This is a genomic window from Streptomyces sp. NPDC002773, from assembly GCF_040295605.1.
Classification (GTDB): Bacteria; Actinomycetota; Actinomycetes; order Streptomycetales; family Streptomycetaceae; genus Streptomyces.
Genome location: NZ_JBEOVO010000002.1, coordinates 384,630 through 401,355, shown reverse-complemented (window position 1 = coordinate 401,355; position 16,726 = coordinate 384,630). Strand labels below are relative to the sequence as shown.

Below are 16,726 nucleotides of genomic sequence, written 5' to 3'. Positions count from 1 at the left end.
TCGTACCGCTTCTTCCTCGGTTTCTACTCCTCACCCGCCAGCGTCAGCCGGTTGAGCTTGAAGCCGGCGAACCAGGTCGCCGCGATCGTGACGCCCGCGAGGAGCGCCACCGCCGTGGTCAGCCCGACGTCGGAGGTGACCAGTCCGTCACCGGTGACCTTCTGCGCGAGGGCCAGCGCCCACTGCTGGACGCTGAGGGTCCGCGCGCCCGCGATCAGGGAGCCGAAGAGGGTCTCCCACACCAGGGCGTAGACCAGGCCGATGACCACGGCGTGCCTGCTGATCGTGCCGAGCAGCAGGAACAGCGCGCTGTACGCGATGGAGGCCACCAGCGCCGCCACCATGTAGGCCACGGCCACCTGCTGGCCGTTGCCGTTGAGGATGAAGCCGGCGATCAGCGTCGGCACCGCCGAGAAGACCATCGTGACCGCGATCGCGACGATCAGCTTCGTGAAGATGATCGAGGAGCGCTTCACCGGCTTGGAGAGCAGATAGACGATCGAGCCGTCGTCGATCTCCGGGCCGATCGCCCCGGTGCCGGCGATCACGCCGATCAGCGGCACCATCGTGGCGAGCGCGAAGCCGCCGAGGACGTCGGCCGCGGCCTGGTCGTCCGCACCGCTGAGGACGCGGATCGCCGCCGAGATGAGCAGCAGCATGCCGGGCAGCAGGAAGAGGATCAGGGCCCTGCGGCGGCCGAGGAGGGCCCGGTAGGTGAGCCGGGCGACTGTGGGGTTGTACATCGGTCAGGCTCCTTTCAGGCCGCGACGAGGTATGAGAAGACCGATTCGAGGGACTCGTCCGAGGGCGAGACCGTCAGCAGACGGATCCCCCGCTCGCGCGCGACCTTCGGCAGCAGCTCCGTGAACCGTCCGAAGTCCACCGCCTGCACGCGCAGACCGCCCTCCCCGTGGTCGACCTCGATGCCGGCCGTGGACGGGTCGGCGATCAACGCGGCGGCGAGCGCCCGGTCGTCGCTGGAGCGGACGAGGTAGCGGTGCGGCCGGTCCGTCATCAGCCGGCGGATCTTGCGGAAGTCACCGGAGGCCGCGTGGCGCCCGGCCACGATCACCTCGATGTGGGAGGCGAGCTGCTCGACCTCCTCCAGGATGTGCGAGGAGAACAGGACCGTGCGGCCGTCCGCGCCCATCCGCCGCAGCAGGTCCATCAACTGCATGCGCTGGCGCGGGTCCATGCCGTTGAACGGCTCGTCGAGCAACAGCACGGACGGCTCGTGGACGAGGGCCGAAGCCATCTTCACGCGCTGCCGCATGCCCTTGCTGTACGTGGAGATCTTCCGGTCCTGGGCGTACTCCATCTCGACCGTGCCCAGGGCCCGCTGGGCCTCCTTGGCGCCGAGGCCCTGCAACTCCGCGTTGGCCAGGACGAACTCACGGCCCGTGAGGAAGTCGTACATCGCCTCCCGCTCGGGCACGACACCGATCTCGCGGTAGACCGACTCGCTCCCCCAGATCGTCTGCCCGTCGAGGGTGACGGAGCCGGTGGAGGGGTCGAGGAAGCCGCCCATCATGTTGATCAGGGTGGACTTCCCGGCGCCGTTGGGCCCGAGGAGGCCGGTGACGCCCGGGCCCACCGTCATCGTGACGTCGTTCACGGCCACGACGTTCCCGAACCAGCGGGAGGCGTGGTCGATGGAGAGGATGCTCATGGGCGCAGCCCATTCCTTAGTGGGGTGGTGGCGGGCGACGGGAGGGCGGTCACAGCCCGACCTTTCGGTAGCGGCGCATCAGGATGCCGTACGAGCCGGCGATCAGCGCGAGGACGACCAGTAGATAGACCGCGCCGACGCCGGCGCCCGGGCCTCCGAGCTCGGGGAACATGGGCGGGGCGCCCAGGAAGGCGGTCTGCACGCCGTCGATGAGGGTGATCGGCGAGAACAGGCCGAGCCACTCGATGGCGCCCGTGTTCTCCGTGGCGTAGGCGATGCCCATGAGCGTCGAGACCGCGCCGTACGAGATGGTCAGGACGCCGATCACGGCGGCGACGCCGAAGCCTCGGCGCGGCGTGAGAGCCGCCAAGACGAGGCCGATGCCACCGAAGAGCAGCGAGAGCAGCGCCACGGAGACGAGCCCCTGGCCGAACATCTTGGTCTGCTCGGCGAAGTCCATCTTGGCGAGCATCGAGCCGATCCACATGATCAGCAGCGGCACGGCCGTCAGGATGAAGAGAGCCGACGCCATCGCGCCGTACTTGGCGAGGACGTAGTCCGCGCGCTCGATCGGGCGGGAGAAGTACAGCGGCACGGTCCTGAACCTGAGGTCGCGGGAGACCGACTGCGGGGCCTGCGAGGCCAGGTAGATGCCGATGACGACCTGGAGGAAGATCGCGTACTGCGTGTACTCGATCGTCAGCTTGGACTGCTTGGTGAAGACCGCGATCGCGACGAAGATCAGCGCCGGGACGCACATCACGCCGAAGAGCAGCATCGGCAGCACCTTGGACTTGGCGCTGCGGCCCAGTCCGTACGCGCCGCGCAGCGACTGCGAGAACAGCGACCTGCGCGCGTACGCCCGGCCGAGGCGCGGGCCGTCGTACGACCGGTAGCCGATGTTGTGGATCTGCGTCGTGTCGGGAGCGGCCTGGGAGGGCTGGGGGGTCTGGGTGCTCATCGGGCCGGCACCTCCTCGTGCTGCGGGGACGCCTCGGGCCGGAAGACCTCGGCGATGTGATGGCGGCGCTGCTCCATGCGGACGAGACCGAGGCCGAGGTCGGCGACGGTGTCCCGCACGAGGTCGTACGTCTCCTCGCCCTGCGCCTCCAGGAGCAGGATGTGGCCGGCGCCGGGCAGACCGTCCTCCACGCCCGCGTGGAGGGTGACCCCCGCGGCGGCGAGCGCCGCGCGGAGCGACGACGTGCCGTCGGGGTGGGCGTCGGAGTCGGTGACCTCGACCGCGAGGGTCGTGGTCGTGCGGGTGAAGTCGCTGGTGGAGCTGGAGCGGAGCAGCTTGCCGCCGTCGATGACGACGACGTGGTCGCAGGTGCGCTCCAGCTCGCCGAGGAGGTGCGAGGTGACGAGGACGGAGATGCCGAAGTCGGTCCAGACCCGGCGGATCAGTCCCAGCATCTCGTCCCGGCCGACCGGGTCCAGACCGTTGGTCGGCTCGTCGAGGAGGACCAGCTTCGGGTCGTGGACCAAGGCCTGGGCGAGCTTCACCCGCTGTTTCATCCCGGTCGAGTAGCCGCCCATGGGGCGGTACCTCTCCTCGTACAGGCCCACGTGCCGCAGGGTGTCGGCGGTCCGCTCGCGGGCGGCGGTCGGGGGCAGCCCGGACATGCGCGCCATGTGGACGACGAACTCGGTGGCCGAGACGTCGGGCGGCAGGCAGTCGTGCTCGGGCATGTATCCCACGCGCTCACGGATCCGGGCGCCATCCGTCCGGACGTCGAGGCCCAGGACCTCGGCACGGCCCTCCGTGGCGGGGGAGAGTCCGAGCAGGATCTTGATCATGGTGGACTTGCCGGCTCCGTTGGCACCCACGAGTCCGGTCACACCGGGTCCGATGTCCAGGGAGAGCCGGTCAAGAGCGGTCACCCGGGGGAACCGCTTGCTGAGGCTTTCGGTCGCGATCACAGTCACGCTTCGACGGTAGTGGTGTGCACCACAGCGGTCGTCAGCCCAACGGCTCGATCCTTGTCCGACTACAGGAGTACAAACCCAGTAGGGGGGTCGAGACGAAAGTCTTTTTCCACAGGCGGGCCGCCGGACTTTTCCACAGCCTCGTGTCGGACCCCTTGACGTAGCCGCCAGGCATTGTCACATTCATCGATGTCACGTTACGAACGCGTAGCGCGACCGGACGCTCACACGGGACGGCGGGTGGCATGGCCTCAGCAGTGACTGGCGAACTCTCCGCGGAGCTGCGCGGGTTCAGGGACGTACAGCGGCTCTCCTACGAGTGCGCGGAGGCCGTCGCGGCGCAGCTCAAGCCGGGCGTGACCGAGCGCGAGGCCGCGCGGATGCAGCGCGAGTGGCTGTACGAGCGGGGGGTGCGGGACTGGTTCCACCGGCCGTTCGCCTGGTTCGGGGACCGCACGGCCTTCGTGGACTTCAGGATCCCGCTGCAGTTCTTCCCGACGAACCGGCGGCTCGAAGCGGGCATGCCCTTCATCCTCGACATGGCCCCCGTCTACAAGGGGTACACCGCCGACATCGGCTACAGCGGCTGCCTGGGCCTCAACCCCCTGCACGACAAGCTGCTCGCCGACCTCGAGGACCATCGCGAGCTGATCCTGCGCGAGGTCCGCGAGCGCCGCACGCTCCGCGAGATCTACCAGGACGTGGACCGGCTCATGGTCCGCCAGGGATACGCCAACCGGCACCGGGCCTATCCCTTCGGCGTCATCGCCCACAAGATCGACCGGGTGAAGGAGCGCCGCTGGTCCCCGACGCTCTTCGGCTTCGGCACCCAGGCCCTCAAGGGCCTCGCGAGCGACGCCCTGCACGGCCACCGGGACGGCTGGTCGCCGCTCTGGTCGCCCTACACGTTCTCCGACCACCCGCCGAGGCCCGGCCTCTGGGCGGTCGAGCCGCACCTCGGATTCCGGGGGACGGGCGCCAAGTTCGAGGAGATCCTGGTCGTCACCGACTCCCGGGACCCCGAGCAGAGCGCGTTCTGGCTGGACGACGATCTGCCGCACGTGCGGCGCTGGAACGAAGGGGCGGTCTGATGGCGGGGCACGACGGAACGACGACGGGGGCGACGGGGATGACGCAGCTCGCGGGAGCGCGGGAGCGCTGGGTCCGTACGGGCGGGATCGAACTGTGCGTCGCCGAACTCGGTGAGACGGGCCGGCCGACCGTCCTCCTCGTGCACGGCTACCCGGACTCCAAGGAGGTGTGGTCGGAGGTCGCGACCCGGCTCGCCGAGGAGTTCCACGTGGTCCTCTACGACGTCCGGGGCCACGGCCGCTCGACGGCGCCGGCCCCGCTGCGCGGCGGCTTCACCCTGGAGAAGCTGACCGACGACTTCCTCGCCGTCGCCGACGCCGTCAGCCCGGACCGGCCGGTGCACCTCGTCGGCCACGACTGGGGTTCGGTGCAGTCCTGGGAGTTCGTGACGGTCCCCCGCACCGAGGGCCGGATCGCCTCCTTCACCTCGATGTCGGGGCCCTCGCTCGACCACTTCGGGCACTGGATCAAGCAGCGGATGGCCCGGCCCACCCCGCGCGGGGTCGGCCAGCTCCTCGGCCAGGGCGCCAAGTCCTGGTACGTGTACATGCTGCACACGCCCGTCCTTCCCGAGCTCGCCTGGCGGGGGCCGCTCGGCAGGCGCTGGCCGAAGATCCTGGAGCGGATCGAGAAGGTCCCGGCCGGGGACTACCCGACGCCTTCGCTGCCGAGCGACGCCGCCCATGGCGCGTGGCTCTACCGGGACAACGTCCGCGCCCGGCTCCGCAGGCCGCGCCCCGACGCGTTCGCGCACGCGCCCGTGCAGCTGATCACGCCGACCGGTGACGCCTTCCTCTCCGAGCGGCTCTACGACGACCTGGGGACGTGGGTGCCGGAGCTGACCCGGCGCACGCTGCCCGCGAAGCACTGGGTGCCGCGGACCCGGCCGGACCAGCTGTCCGCCTGGATCGGCGCGTTCGTCCGGGCCAACGAGGAACCGGCGGCCAAGGCGCCGGGGGCCCGTTGGCCGGCCGCCGCGACGGCGGCGAAGAGCGGGGTGAGGCCGGAGTACGCGGAGCGGTTCGGCGGGCAGCTGGTCCTGGTGACCGGCGCGGCCAGCGGCATCGGGCGGGCCACCGCGTTCGCCTTCGCCGAGGCCGGTGCGCGGGTCGTGGCCGTGGACCGGGACGGCGAGGGCGCGGTCCGCACGGCCGAGATGGCCCGGCTGATCGGCGCCCCGGAGGCCTGGGCCGAGTCCGTCGACGTCGCCGACGAACAGGCGATGGAGAAACTGGCGGCCAAGGTGGCCGACGAGTACGGGATCGTCGACGTCCTCGTCAACAACGCGGGCATCGGGCTCGCCGGCTCCTTCTTCGACACGACGAGCGAGGAGTGGAAGCGGCTCCTCGACGTCAACCTGTGGGGCGTGATCCACGGGTGCCGGATCTTCGGCGCGCAGATGACCGCGCGTGGTCAGGGCGGTCACATCGTGAACACCGCGTCCGCCGCGGCGTTCCAGCCCTCCCGGACGCTGCCCGCGTACAGCACGTCGAAGGCGGCGGTGCTCATGCTCAGCGAGTGCCTGCGCGCGGAGCTGGCCGACCAGGGCATCGGGGTGTCCGCGATATGCCCCGGCATCGTCAACACCAACATCACGGCGACGACGAGGTTCGCGGGGGTCATGGACGAAGCGGAGGAGAAGCGGCGCCAGAGGAAGGCGTCGCGGCTGTACGGCCTGCGGAACTACCCGCCGGAGAAGGTCGCGGACGCCATCCTGGGGGCGGTCCTGCACGACCGCGCGGTGGTGCCGGTGACCCCCGAGGCCCGGGGCGTCCGCCTCCTGTCCCGGCTGAGCCCGGGAGCGCTGCGCGCCTTCGCACGCTGGCAGCCGCCGGAGTAGGGAGCGGGCGGGGCGGCGGTCGTACGATCCCTGTCTGAGGGGCCCCGGTGGCGGGGTGGAGCGAGCGGTCGGTGGGAGCGGTTTTGTCCGAGCAGTCAGCACAGCCGGAGTACCGGATCGAGGACCTCGCCCATCACAGCGGGGCCACCGTCCGGACGATCCGCGCCTACCAGGACCGCGGTCTGCTGCCCCGTCCGGAGCGGCGGGGCAGGTCGAACGTGTACGGGGACGCGCACCTCGCGCGGCTCCGGCAGATCGCCGACCTCCTCGACCGGGGCTACACCCTGGCCTCGATCAAGGAGCTCCTGGAGGCCTGGGACACCGGCCGGGGCCTCGGCGGGGTGCTCGGTCTGGTCGCGGAGGTCCACGGACCGTGGACGGACGAGGAGGCGGCCCGGATCTCGCGCGCCGAGCTGGACGCCCGCTTCGGCGGCACGCCGGACGAGGACGCCATCCGGGAGGCGGTCGAGCTCGGCGTACTGGAACGGATACCGGACCGGGAGACGGAGGAGTACCTCGTACCCAGTCCCCAGGAACTGGCCGTTGCGGTGGAGTTGTACGCGGCGGGGGTGCCCCTCGTGGCGATCACCGGCCATCTGAGGGAACTTCGCGACCAGGTGGAGTACATCGCCTCCCGCTTCCTGGAGTTCACGACCGAGCACGTCTTCGCCCGCTACCTGGAGCACCGGCCACCCACGGACGCGGACGCGACGGAGGCGGCGACGATGGTGCGACGGCTCCGGCCGCTCGCCCAGCAGACCGTCGACGCCGAACTGGCGCGGGCCATGCAAGTGTTGGCGACCCGGCATCTCCAGCTCCATCTGTCACCGGACGCGCCGCCGGTGCGGGACGACGAGCCGCGTCCGGTGGCGCTTCCGGCCGGGACCATACGGGCGGTTCAGGATCTCGTCGGGCAGGACGGGGTCGCGGCCTTTGTCACCGCCGCCGCCGAACGAGAGGTGCACAAGAGGACATTGGATGCTCTTACCGCAAGTCGCCCTGAGAGTGGATAAGTTGCTCAATTAGGCTGTCAGCACGGCCCCGTTGTCCACAGAATTCGCAACTAGCCTGTGGATAACTCACTTTGGTTGTGGACCAAACCTGCCCGCCGCACATCAATGGTCAAGCGGACCCGGCTCCGGCATCCTGAAGGAATGACCCGTCAACAACCGTCGGACGAGCGCCGCACGGTGAAAGTCTCGAAGTACCTCTCCAAGCATCTGCGCCACCAGCCCGAGCGCATCGGACTCGTCCTCGACGCCCATGGCTGGACCGAGATCGACGCGCTGCTCGACGCCACCGCGCGGAGCGGCTTCCCGATCACCCGCGAGGAACTCGACCACGTCGTCGCGACCAACGACAAGAAGCGGTTCGCGATCGAGGGCACCCGCATCCGCGCCAGCCAGGGCCACACCGTCGAGGTGGACCTGGACCTGCCGGCCGCCGAACCGCCCGCGTACCTCTACCACGGCACGGTCGCGGCCGTGCTCCCCGCGATCCGGGCGGAGGGGCTGCGCCCCATGGCCCGCCACCATGTGCACCTCTCCCCCGACCGGGAGACCGCGACCCGGGTCGGCGCCCGCCGCGGGCGGCCGGTCGTGCTCGTCGTCGACGCCGGCGCCATGCACCGGGCCGGACACGTCTTCCACGTCAGCGCCAACGGGGTCTGGCTGTCCGACGCCGTCCCACCGGAGTTCCTGCGCTTCCCGGGGGCGTGACCGAAGGGCCTGGTCCGCCGAGCCGGTCGCGCGGGCACCGACAGCTATACTCGCGGCCGCATTCGACACGGTGAGAGGAAACCCAGGTGGCGGCTCCGACTGCGCTGAACTCGGTGATCGACGGCAAGGAGACCGCCGGGGACGGCGTCGTCTACACCTCACGGAACCCGGCGCTCCTGAGCGACGTCGTCACCGAGGTCCGGCTGGCCGACGCGGACACGTTCCAGGACGCCTGCGCGGCGGCGCGCGAGGCACAGCGCGACTGGGCGCGGGTGCCGGCCCCGGTGCGCGGGCAGGTCGTCGGGGCCTTCGGGCGCCTGGTGCAGGAGAACAAGGAGGCCCTCGCCCGGCTGGTCACCCGCGAGGTGGGCAAGACGTACGCCGAGGCGCTGGGCGAGGTCCAGGAGATCATCGACACCTGCGAGTTCTTCCTCGGCGAGGGCAGGCGGCTGTACGGGCACACGGTGCCGTCGGAGATGCCCGACAAGCAGCTCTTCACCTTCCGGATGCCGGTCGGCGTGGCGGTCATCGTGACGGCGGGCAACTTCCCCGTGGCGGTGCCCTCGTGGTACCTGGCCCCGGCCCTGCTGTGCGGCAACGCGGTGGTGTGGAAGCCCGCCGAGTACGCGGCGGCGACCGCCCGCGCCCTGGCCGAACTCGCGTGGCGGGCGGGTGTGCCCGCCGGGGTCCTCAACCTGGTCTTCGCCGACGGCGAGACGACGTTCGAGGGTCTGGACGCCGCGTTGGGCCGCGGTCTGGTGGACAAGGTCGGCTTCACGGGCTCGACGCTCGTCGGCCGGCGGATCGGCGAGCTGTGCGGCCGGCACCTGCAGACGCCGTGCCTGGAGCTCGGCGGCAAGAACCCGATGGTCGTCGCGCCCGACGCGGACCTCGACCTGGCCGTGCAGGCCGCGCTGTTCTCCGGCTACGGCACGGCGGGCCAGCGCTGCACCTCGCTGGGCACGGTCATCGCGCACGAGGACGTGCGCGACGAGTTCGTGCGCCGCTTCACCGAGGCGGTACGGACCGCGCCGGTGGGCGAGCCGTCCGAGGGCGTCGTCTACGGCCCGCTGCTCGACGAGAAGTTCGCCCGCTCCTACGAGACCGCCCTGAGCTGGATCGACGAGCACCACACGGTCCTCGGTTCGACCGCGGTCGGCAGGATCACCGCCGAGTCGCCCCGGGAGGGCTTCGTCGGTGACCCGTCGGACGGCCTGTACTACCACCCGGTGCTCGTGGACGGGGTCCGTCCCACGGACCGGATCTTCCTTGAAGAGACCTTCGGGCCGATCGTCGGGGTGACCACGTACCGGACGATCGACGAGGCGATCGAGCTCGCCAACACCCCGGGTTACGGGCTCTCCGCCGCCGTCTGGACCAGCGACCCGGCCACCGCGTTCCGCTTCCGGCAGGGCGTCGGCGCCGGAATGATCAGCGTCAACAACTCCACCTCGGGCGCGGAGGCCCACCTGCCGTTCGGCGGCAACGGCAAGTCCGGCAACGGCAGCCGCCAGTCCGGGGTGTGGGTGCTCGACCAGTTCACCCGCTGGCAGTCGATGAACTGGGACTTCTCCGGCTCGCTGCAGAAGGCGCAGATGGACGTGGCGACGGTCGAAGCCGACCTGACCTACCGGCTCCCGGCTGCCTGGACCGACGGCACCCGATAGACGCCGAGCCGAGGGCGCCGACGGCGGTGGTCGTACCAACTCCGTCGGCGCCCTCGGCAGTAACGCCCTCTCAGGACCGGTCGTCCGCCCACCTGCGCTGGACGACCGTCTGCGCGTGGCCCACCGTCCACTCCGGCAGGGCCGCCAGGGCCCGCTTCGCGTCCTCCCCGGTCTGCAGGAAGACCTGGTCGACCTGGATCTCGACGGGACCCGAGCGGGTCACGGTCACCGTGTGCCCGTCGAAACGGCCGACGACGTCGATCACCGCCTCGCCGCCGTCGAAGGACCGGCCGCCGACGGAGAGGCCGGAGCCCGTCACCGTGATCCTGATCAGCTCCGCGCGGTTCGCGCCGAGGGTGATCCGGACGGGCGCGGTCGTACCGGCGGTGGCGAAGGAGACGGTCCCCTCCGGTACGGACACCTTCCGCGCGGTGAGCGCGCCGTCGCGGGCCCGCAGCCCGGTCTCGCGGGCGACCTGGTCGACGACGCCCAGCTTCTGCGGCGTGAGGTAGTCGCGGCCCTCCAGCACGATCCGCGCGTCCTCGCCGCCGGTCTGCTCCTGGAACAGCTCCACCAGCTTCGGGTGCGCGCTGTCGTACGGCGAGGTGAGGCCGACGACGAGCAGTCCGCAGACGGTGTACGCCGCCAGGACGAGGCCGGACCGGCGCGGCGGCCGCCCCGCGTAGGCGGCGAACGGCGCGAGGATCAGCGCCAGCGGTACGGCGACCAGGACGGACGCCACGGCGAGGGCCGCGTCCAGGGGGATGGCGGTCGGCAGCCGGCCCATCATCGGGACCGCGAGCTCGAACAGGTTCCGGGTGAACTGGGCGATCAGCACGAACGACACGAACGCGCTCACCACCAGCGGAACCGCCCGCCAGCGGCCCGGCAGCACCAGGAAGCCGCCGATCGACACGACGAGCAGGGCCGAGGTGATCCACAGCAGATAGCCGGGGCCGATGCCCAGCCAGGCGGTGACCGCGCCGAGGAGGCCGACCGCCCAGGCATTGCCGAGGAGCGCGGTACGGGCCGCCGGCCGCCGGGTGGCGTCCGGGGTGCGGCGGCGGCGCCTGCGTTCGAGGAGCAGCTGGGGGGCGAGCGCGCCGAGGACGACGAGGGGCAGCGTCACCGCGTGGACCAGCCACGGATGCGCGAACCAGGAGTGCGGGCCGGCCAGGGACTGGGCCGCGCCGAGCGCGACGCCCGTGACCACGGCCGCCGGTAGACCGAGGAGCGCGGCGCCCGCGGTGGCCGCCACCCGGCCGGTCCTGAGGTCCCAGACCCGGCAGGCCCGCCAGGTCAGCGCGGCCAGGGCGAGCAGCAGCCCGAGCGTGCCGACTTTCATCTGGAGCGGGTCGAGGGTGACCCAGCCGCGGGACAGCACGTCGAAGTAGTAGGGGGCGGGCTTCCGTTCGCCCAGGTCGGCGGTCCCGGCCACGTCGGTGGCGAACCGGACGGTCATGTCGGTGACCGCCTGCGCCGATCCGGAGCCGATGCCGACGACCCGGTCGTTCGGCGTGTGGTACCGGTAACCGTCCTCGAAGAGGGCGTAGTCGAGGCCCGACCAGCCCTGGGCGCGCCACACCCGGCTGTCGGTGTCGGAGTTGATGAGGCCCGCCTGGAACAGCCACTGGCCGAGGACGGAGCCGTAGGGCCGTTCGGTGTTGCCCGCCAGCTCGATCAGCCGACCGTCGTCCTCGCCCGCCTGGAAGAGGATGGGCAGTCCGCCGGAGCCGACGGCCTCCAGGTTCAGGAACCAGCGGACGTCCGCCGCCCACGGGTGCCGGGTGAAGGCGTCCGCCCCGGTGAGGCCGACCTCCTCGCCGCCGTTGAACAGGTAGATGACCGTACGGTGGTGGTCCTGGCCGGCCAGCTGCCGTGCGGCCTGGATCAGCGCGCCGACGTTGACGCCGTCGTCGGCGGCGCCGGGGCCCTCCATCGCGGAGTCGACGTGGACGTTCACCAGGAGGGCGTCGTCGGAGTCTCCGGGCTGGCGGGCGATCACGTTCTCGACGCTGTAGTCGACGGCGCGGTCATGGAAGCGGTACGAGCCCGAGGCACGCTGGCGTTCCACCTCCAGGCCCGGGACCCCCTTCAGCTCACCGGCGACGATGTCCAGCGCCTCGGCGACCTGCGGGCTCGCCGCGACGTGCGGGCCGAGGTCCTCAAGGCGCTGGGTGGTGGCGAGGGCGGCGCGGCCGGCCTCCCCGTCGGGCGCCGGGCGGGTCGCCCAGTGCGCGAGCCCGAAGGCGACGACCAGGAGCAGGCCCAGGACGGCCCAGGTGCCGGCGAACCGGCCCGGACCGGGCCGGCCCGTGACACCCACGCGGCGCGGGGTTTCACGTGAAACATCGCCGAGACCGGACCGCGCGGAGTCGGCGCCGTCCCGTACGGTCCGCGCGTCGGCGCCGTCCCGTACAGACCGGGCGTCGGCCCCGTCCCGTACAGACCGGGCGCGGGCCCCGTCCCGTACGGTCCGCACGTCCGCCCCGTCCCGTACGCCCTCGTCCGCCCCCGACTTCCGTGCGCTCACCGCCGTGCCTGCTCCTTCGGTCATGACCCGGTGCCCCTGATCTCCCGCAACCAGGACCGCAGTTCCCGCTCGACCGTCTCCGGGTGTTCGAGGGTGAGGGCGTGCGCCGCGTCCGGGACCCGTACCAGCGAGGCCCCCGGCGTGGTCTTCTCGATCTCCTCCGCCGTGGCCCGCATGCCGGCGGTGTCCGCGTCCCCGACGAGGACCCGGACCGGGCAGCCCAGCTCCGCGAGGCGCCCGGCCGCGGGCTCCGCCTTCACGAAGTCGGGGGTGTCCTTCTGCTGCGTGTAGTTGAGCCGCAGCATGTCGGCGACCGTCTCGCGTACGGCGGCGCGCTCGGCCACCGGCTCACGGCCGGGGCCGTCGACGAACAGCCGTACCTCGTGCGCGATCAGCTCCTCGACCGCCCGGTCGGTGTCGGCCGCCTCGGCGGCGTCCCAGGCCTCCTCGGCCGCGTCGACCGCGTCGAGCAGCGGGCGCTCGTCGTCCGCGACCGGCCCGTCGAAGCCCGAGACGTCGGGCGCGAGCAGGAAGAGGCCGCTGACCCGCTCCGGGTGGGCGAGCGCGAAGTCGATCGCGAGCCGCGCGCCCCGGGACTCCCCCACCAGGACGGCTGACTTCAGTCCGTACGCGTCCAGGACGCTCGCGAGGTCGTCGATGTCGGAGAACTCGCCGTCGAGCACCGTCGTGGACCGGCCGAAGCAGCGGCAGTCGTAGGCGACGCCGAACACCTCGTCGCCGAGGGCCCGCAGCAGCGGGGACCACATCTCCCCGTGGGCGATGCCGGAATGGACCATGACGGTGGCGGGGGCGGCCTCCGCGCCGCTGCCGGCGGTCCAGAGCTCTCCGCCGGGGACGGTGATCCTGCGCGTTTCCATGTTCATCCTTCCAGTGACTGCAGAGTGCGGCCGATCGACCGCATGTGGCAGCCGATCACGAATGCGGCGACTTCCTCGGCATGACTCAGCAGATACATGTGTCCGCCCGGCCACATCCGGGTCGGGCAGCCGTACCCGGACTGCGCCGCCCAGGCCGTGAGTCCTTCGGCGGGCACCCCGGGATCGTCGGTGCCTCCCAGGGCGAACACCCTGGCCGAGAGCTGCTCGCCGTCCCGGTACCGGTAGCCCATCGCCATCCGGTAGTCGGCCCGCAGGCCCGGCATGACGAGTTCGAGCAGATCCGGCTGCTCGAAGAACTCCGGCGGGGCCACACCGTGCGAACGGAGGTTGGAGAGGATCTCCGCGTCCGTCGGCGCGAGCCGGTCGGGCAGCACCTGCGGCGCCGGCATCCCGGACACGACCAGGCAGTCCACCGGGTCCGCCCGCCGCTGGAGCGTGCGGGCCACCTCGAACGCGACGAGCGAGCCGAAGCTGTGCCCGAACAGGCTGGTCGGCCGTCCGTCCGCGGCGAGCTCGTCGGCGAGGGTGGCGACGAGCAGCTCCATGTCCTCCACGGGCGCTTCGAGCATCCGCTGCTCGCGCGCGGGCAGGTCGGGCGCCCACAGCTCCACGTCCGAGGGGAGCCACGCGGTCCAGCTCTCGTAGATCGTCCCGTTGCCTCCCGCGTACGGCAGGCAGACGATCCGGCTGCTTCCGGCACCGGCGCTGAGCCTTCTGAGCAGTGTCATGACGGCCGATCAGCCCCGCACGCAGCGCGGACGCATGTCGGTCCACACGGTCTCGATGTGGTCGAGGCACTCGTCCTTGGTGCCGGAAGGACCGTCGGCCTCCCAGCCGGCCGGCAGCTCGCGGTCGCTCCGCCAGATCGAGTACTGCTCCTCGTCGTTGACCACGACGACGTACTCGGGCTCCACGGTGGTCACAGTCATCGCACTACCTCTTGGGGTGTCAGGTTCGGGAGAAGGGGGGTCGCGGGGGCCGCCGTCGGGAGCCGGCGGCTGAAGACGCCGAAGCCGACGCTGATCGCGATGCAGGAGACCGCGATCACGGCCAGGGTCAGGGAGCCGGAGGTCGCTTCGAGGGCGAGACCGGCCACCAGGACGGACAGGGGTTTCAGGCTGAACGCGGCGACCTGCGCGGTCGTCGTCACCCGGCCGAGGAGCTCGTCCGGGGTGAGCCGGGCGCGCAGGGTGCTGTAGAGGATCGCGGAGAGCGACTCGCCGCCGCCCGCGAGCAGGACGACGCCGAGGGCCAGCGGCAGCGACGCGGTGCCGCTCAGGACGAGCAGTCCGACGCTGCCGAGGACCGTCCCGGCGCACATGACCGCGACGGAGGCCTCCTTGATCCGCGAGGCGAGCACCGCGCCGGCGATCGCCCCGACGGCGTAGACCGCGATGATCGACCCCAGCACGCCGGGCGACCAGCCGAGGTCCTCACGGATGAAGTACGTGGCACAGATGATGATCGGCGCGGTGAAGAAGGTGATCGCCGCCCAGTAGAGCAGCGCCGCCCGCAGCAGCCGGTGCCCCGCGATGAACCGGAAGCCCTCCAGGACCTGCCGGCGCATCGGAGCCGGCGGGAGCTCCCGCGCGGTCTGGAGCGGGCGGCGGATCAGCATCAGGGAGACCGCCGACACGGCGAACGTCAGCGCGTCGACCCCGAGGGTGCCGGCCCCGCCGACGCCCGTCACCAGGACACCGGCGAGCGCGGGACCCGCGATGTAGCCGAGCGCGTTGCCGATCGAGAGCAGCGAGTTCGCCTCGCCGAGCCGGTCCCGGCCGACGAGCGACGGCACACAGGACAGGCAGGCCGCCTCGAAGACGGCGTACAGCACACCGACCGGCACGGCGATCGCGTACAGCACCGGCAGCATCGGCAGGTCGAGCAGCGCGGCGAGCGGCACCGCGCCGACCAGCACGGCACGGCCGACGTCCGACCAGAGCATCATCCGCCGCCGGTCGAAGCGGTCGGCCCAGGCGCCCGCGGCGACGCCGAGCAGCATCATGGGCAGCGCCGTCAGCATGGCGATGAGGCCCATGTGCAGTCCGGAGCCGGTGAGGGCGAGGACGAGGAGCGGCAGGGCGGTCTTGCTCAGCGCGTCGCCGAGTGCGGAGGCGCCCTGGCCGCCGGCGAACAGGAGGAAGTCGCGGTCCCGCAGCAGATTCGGGCCGGCGGGGACGGCCGTGCCCGCTGCCGTGCCGGAGGCCGTACTCGCTGCCACGCCGACGGCCGTGCTCGCGGCCGTGCCCGCTGGGGGTGTGCCCGCTGGTGGTGTGCTCGCTGGTGTGCTCACCGTCAGGCCCAGTCGTCCCAGTCCTTGGCGCCGGTCACGTTGCGCAGACCGCCCTGGGACTTGAAGTACATCTGGGCCAGGTAGCGCTCGGGGATGCAGGTCAGCCAGCCGAGCGCGTTGTCCTCGCCGACGATCTGGTGGCTGTACGAGATCGAGGTGTCCATGGCCTCGATGGCGTGCCAGTAGCCGCTGGGGACGTACAGCGTCTCGCCCGGGTGCAGGACGGTCTCCTCCACGACCACGTCCTTGAAGCGCGGGTGGCGCGTCAGGTCGGGGCGGCGGTAGTCGACCTGCGCCATGCCGAACTGGCGGCGGAACCGGCGCGGGTACAGCTTCTCGTGCTGGTCGGGGGAGACGAAGTAGCAGCGCTTGCGGCCGACGACCTGGCTCAGGTAGGCCGCGGTCTGCATGCCGTCGCTGTGGAACGGCGTCACGGTGCCCTTGCTGCCGACGAACATCACCGCCGCGACCCGCGAGGACACGGTCTCGCGCGGGGCGCCCTTGCCGCCGCCGCGGTTGAGGAAGGTCTTGGCGAGGTAGAGGCCGAGGAGCTTGGCCGGGTTGGCCGTGCCGGTCCGCCAGTCCGCCTTGAAGCGGATGTCGGCCCAGTTCGGCGCCAGGTCGGGGAGGTCGTAGTCGTCCGCGAGCCCCGGGAAGTGCTCCACCATGCGGTGGACGGGGTAGGCGCGCAGGTAGTACGCGCGGTTCGCGTCCGTGTTCTTCTCGATCTCGTCGAGCAGCGCGGCCAGTTTCATCCCGCGGAAGCCGCCGACGTTGCCCAGGATCAGCTCGTTGTCGAGCCGCTGGAGGTTGGCGTGGATGTCCAGGTCGCCGAAGTGCTCGCGGAAGTAGTCGAGGCTCCAGCGCTCCATGGCCGGCCAGGAGTCCATCAGGCCGGTGATGATGGCGGGCTTGCGCTTGTAGACGTACTCGCGCGTGAACTCCTCGCGGGAGGGCGCGTGGATCCGGTCGATCGCGTCGGTCTTCACCGTGGCCTCGGGGAAGATCGTGCCGGCGACGGTCGCGTCCAGTTCGGCCTGGTCGATGGTCATGACGGGTCCTGTTCCTGTTCCTGTGTCCTGTGGG

At 71.5% G+C, this 16,726-nt stretch carries 15 protein-coding genes; 5 read left to right on the top strand and 10 right to left on the bottom strand.

The window, feature by feature from the left end; translation table 11 throughout:
• Positions 1-23 precede the first annotated feature (23 nt).
• From ABT034_RS04385 to ABT034_RS04370, 4 genes are read right to left on the bottom strand one after another with little or no spacing between them, the layout of a single operon-like run.
• Complete coding sequence (locus ABT034_RS04385) at positions 24-743, bottom strand: ABC transporter permease (RefSeq protein WP_351211104.1); 720 nt, start codon at positions 741-743, stop codon at positions 24-26.
• Between the two features lie 14 nt (positions 744-757).
• Positions 758-1,669, bottom strand: a complete 912-nt coding sequence (locus ABT034_RS04380; protein WP_351211102.1) for an ABC transporter ATP-binding protein — start codon at positions 1,667-1,669, stop codon at positions 758-760.
• A 49-nt stretch (positions 1,670-1,718) separates the two neighbouring features.
• On the bottom strand, positions 1,719-2,630 hold the full coding sequence (locus ABT034_RS04375) for an ABC transporter permease (protein ID WP_351211100.1): 912 nt from the start codon (positions 2,628-2,630) through the stop codon (positions 1,719-1,721).
• The gene (locus tag ABT034_RS04370; protein WP_351211400.1) at positions 2,627-3,592 is read right to left on the bottom strand and encodes an ABC transporter ATP-binding protein; all 966 of its coding nucleotides are present in this window, start codon (positions 3,590-3,592) and stop codon (positions 2,627-2,629) included. The genes ABT034_RS04375 and ABT034_RS04370 overlap by 4 nt, the downstream gene beginning before the upstream one ends.
• Before the next feature lie 251 nt (positions 3,593-3,843).
• Here ABT034_RS04370 and ABT034_RS04365 point away from each other — a divergent pair, with 251 nt between their 5' ends.
• The 5 genes from ABT034_RS04365 (at position 3,844) to ABT034_RS04345 (ending at position 9,915) form a co-directional block, all read left to right on the top strand.
• Complete coding sequence (locus ABT034_RS04365; protein ID WP_351211098.1) at positions 3,844-4,689, top strand: M24 family metallopeptidase; 846 nt, start codon at positions 3,844-3,846, stop codon at positions 4,687-4,689.
• 38 nt (positions 4,690-4,727) lie between these two features.
• Positions 4,728-6,530, top strand: a complete 1,803-nt coding sequence (locus ABT034_RS04360; protein ID WP_351211398.1) for an SDR family oxidoreductase — start codon at positions 4,728-4,730, stop codon at positions 6,528-6,530.
• An 83-nt stretch (positions 6,531-6,613) separates the two neighbouring features.
• The gene (locus ABT034_RS04355) at positions 6,614-7,543 is read left to right on the top strand and encodes a MerR family transcriptional regulator (RefSeq protein WP_351211096.1); all 930 of its coding nucleotides are present in this window, start codon (positions 6,614-6,616) and stop codon (positions 7,541-7,543) included.
• Between the two features lie 141 nt (positions 7,544-7,684).
• A complete protein-coding gene (locus ABT034_RS04350; protein WP_351211094.1) occupies positions 7,685-8,248 on the top strand; it encodes an RNA 2'-phosphotransferase in 564 nt (187 codons plus the stop codon).
• Positions 8,249-8,334: 86 nt separating this feature from the next.
• A complete protein-coding gene (locus tag ABT034_RS04345) occupies positions 8,335-9,915 on the top strand; it encodes an aldehyde dehydrogenase family protein (protein WP_351211092.1) in 1,581 nt (526 codons plus the stop codon).
• Between the two features lie 70 nt (positions 9,916-9,985).
• On the opposite strand, the gene ABT034_RS04340 is transcribed toward ABT034_RS04345, so the two are convergent.
• From ABT034_RS04340 to ABT034_RS04315, 6 genes are all read right to left on the bottom strand, one after another.
• Positions 9,986-12,472 (bottom strand): M28 family peptidase, encoded by a 2,487-nt coding sequence (locus ABT034_RS04340; protein ID WP_351211090.1) that lies wholly within the window; start codon positions 12,470-12,472, stop codon positions 9,986-9,988.
• A complete protein-coding gene (locus tag ABT034_RS04335) occupies positions 12,469-13,326 on the bottom strand; it encodes an alpha/beta fold hydrolase (RefSeq protein WP_351211088.1) in 858 nt (285 codons plus the stop codon). The genes ABT034_RS04340 and ABT034_RS04335 overlap by 4 nt, the downstream gene beginning before the upstream one ends.
• A gap of 2 nt (positions 13,327-13,328) precedes the next feature.
• Positions 13,329-14,075 carry a thioesterase II family protein gene (locus ABT034_RS04330; RefSeq protein WP_351211086.1) on the bottom strand — a complete coding sequence of 249 codons (747 nt, stop codon included), beginning with the start codon at positions 14,073-14,075 and terminating at the stop codon, positions 13,329-13,331.
• Between the two features lie 9 nt (positions 14,076-14,084).
• Positions 14,085-14,276 (bottom strand): MbtH family protein, encoded by a 192-nt coding sequence (locus ABT034_RS04325; RefSeq protein WP_351211084.1) that lies wholly within the window; start codon positions 14,274-14,276, stop codon positions 14,085-14,087.
• On the bottom strand, positions 14,273-15,568 hold the full coding sequence (locus tag ABT034_RS04320; protein WP_351211082.1) for an MFS transporter: 1,296 nt from the start codon (positions 15,566-15,568) through the stop codon (positions 14,273-14,275). Before ABT034_RS04320 ends, ABT034_RS04325 begins: the two co-directional genes overlap by 4 nt.
• A gap of 74 nt (positions 15,569-15,642) precedes the next feature.
• Positions 15,643-16,692 (bottom strand): cupin-like domain-containing protein, encoded by a 1,050-nt coding sequence (locus ABT034_RS04315; protein ID WP_351211080.1) that lies wholly within the window; start codon positions 16,690-16,692, stop codon positions 15,643-15,645.
• Between the last annotated feature and the right edge of the window lie 34 nt (positions 16,693-16,726).

Excerpts from the sequence above, each read along its gene's own strand:
- ABT034_RS04380 (WP_351211102.1), bottom strand. The coding sequence starts at position 1,669 with ATGAGCATCCTCTCCATCGACCACGCCTCCCGCTGGTTCGGGAACGTC.
- ABT034_RS04375 (WP_351211100.1), bottom strand. The coding sequence starts at position 2,630 with ATGAGCACCCAGACCCCCCAGCCCTCCCAGGCCGCTCCCGACACGACG.
- ABT034_RS04325 (WP_351211084.1), bottom strand. The coding sequence starts at position 14,276 with ATGACTGTGACCACCGTGGAGCCCGAGTACGTCGTCGTGGTCAACGAC.
- ABT034_RS04330 (WP_351211086.1), bottom strand. The coding sequence starts at position 14,075 with ATGACACTGCTCAGAAGGCTCAGCGCCGGTGCCGGAAGCAGCCGGATC.
- ABT034_RS04315 (WP_351211080.1), bottom strand. The coding sequence starts at position 16,692 with ATGACCATCGACCAGGCCGAACTGGACGCGACCGTCGCCGGCACGATC.
- ABT034_RS04335 (WP_351211088.1), bottom strand. The coding sequence starts at position 13,326 with ATGGAAACGCGCAGGATCACCGTCCCCGGCGGAGAGCTCTGGACCGCC.
- ABT034_RS04385 (WP_351211104.1), bottom strand. The coding sequence starts at position 743 with ATGTACAACCCCACAGTCGCCCGGCTCACCTACCGGGCCCTCCTCGGC.
- ABT034_RS04365 (WP_351211098.1), top strand. The coding sequence starts at position 3,844 with ATGGCCTCAGCAGTGACTGGCGAACTCTCCGCGGAGCTGCGCGGGTTC.
- ABT034_RS04360 (WP_351211398.1), top strand. The coding sequence starts at position 4,728 with ATGACGCAGCTCGCGGGAGCGCGGGAGCGCTGGGTCCGTACGGGCGGG.
- ABT034_RS04340 (WP_351211090.1), bottom strand. The coding sequence starts at position 12,472 with ATGACCGAAGGAGCAGGCACGGCGGTGAGCGCACGGAAGTCGGGGGCG.
- ABT034_RS04350 (WP_351211094.1), top strand. The coding sequence starts at position 7,685 with ATGACCCGTCAACAACCGTCGGACGAGCGCCGCACGGTGAAAGTCTCG.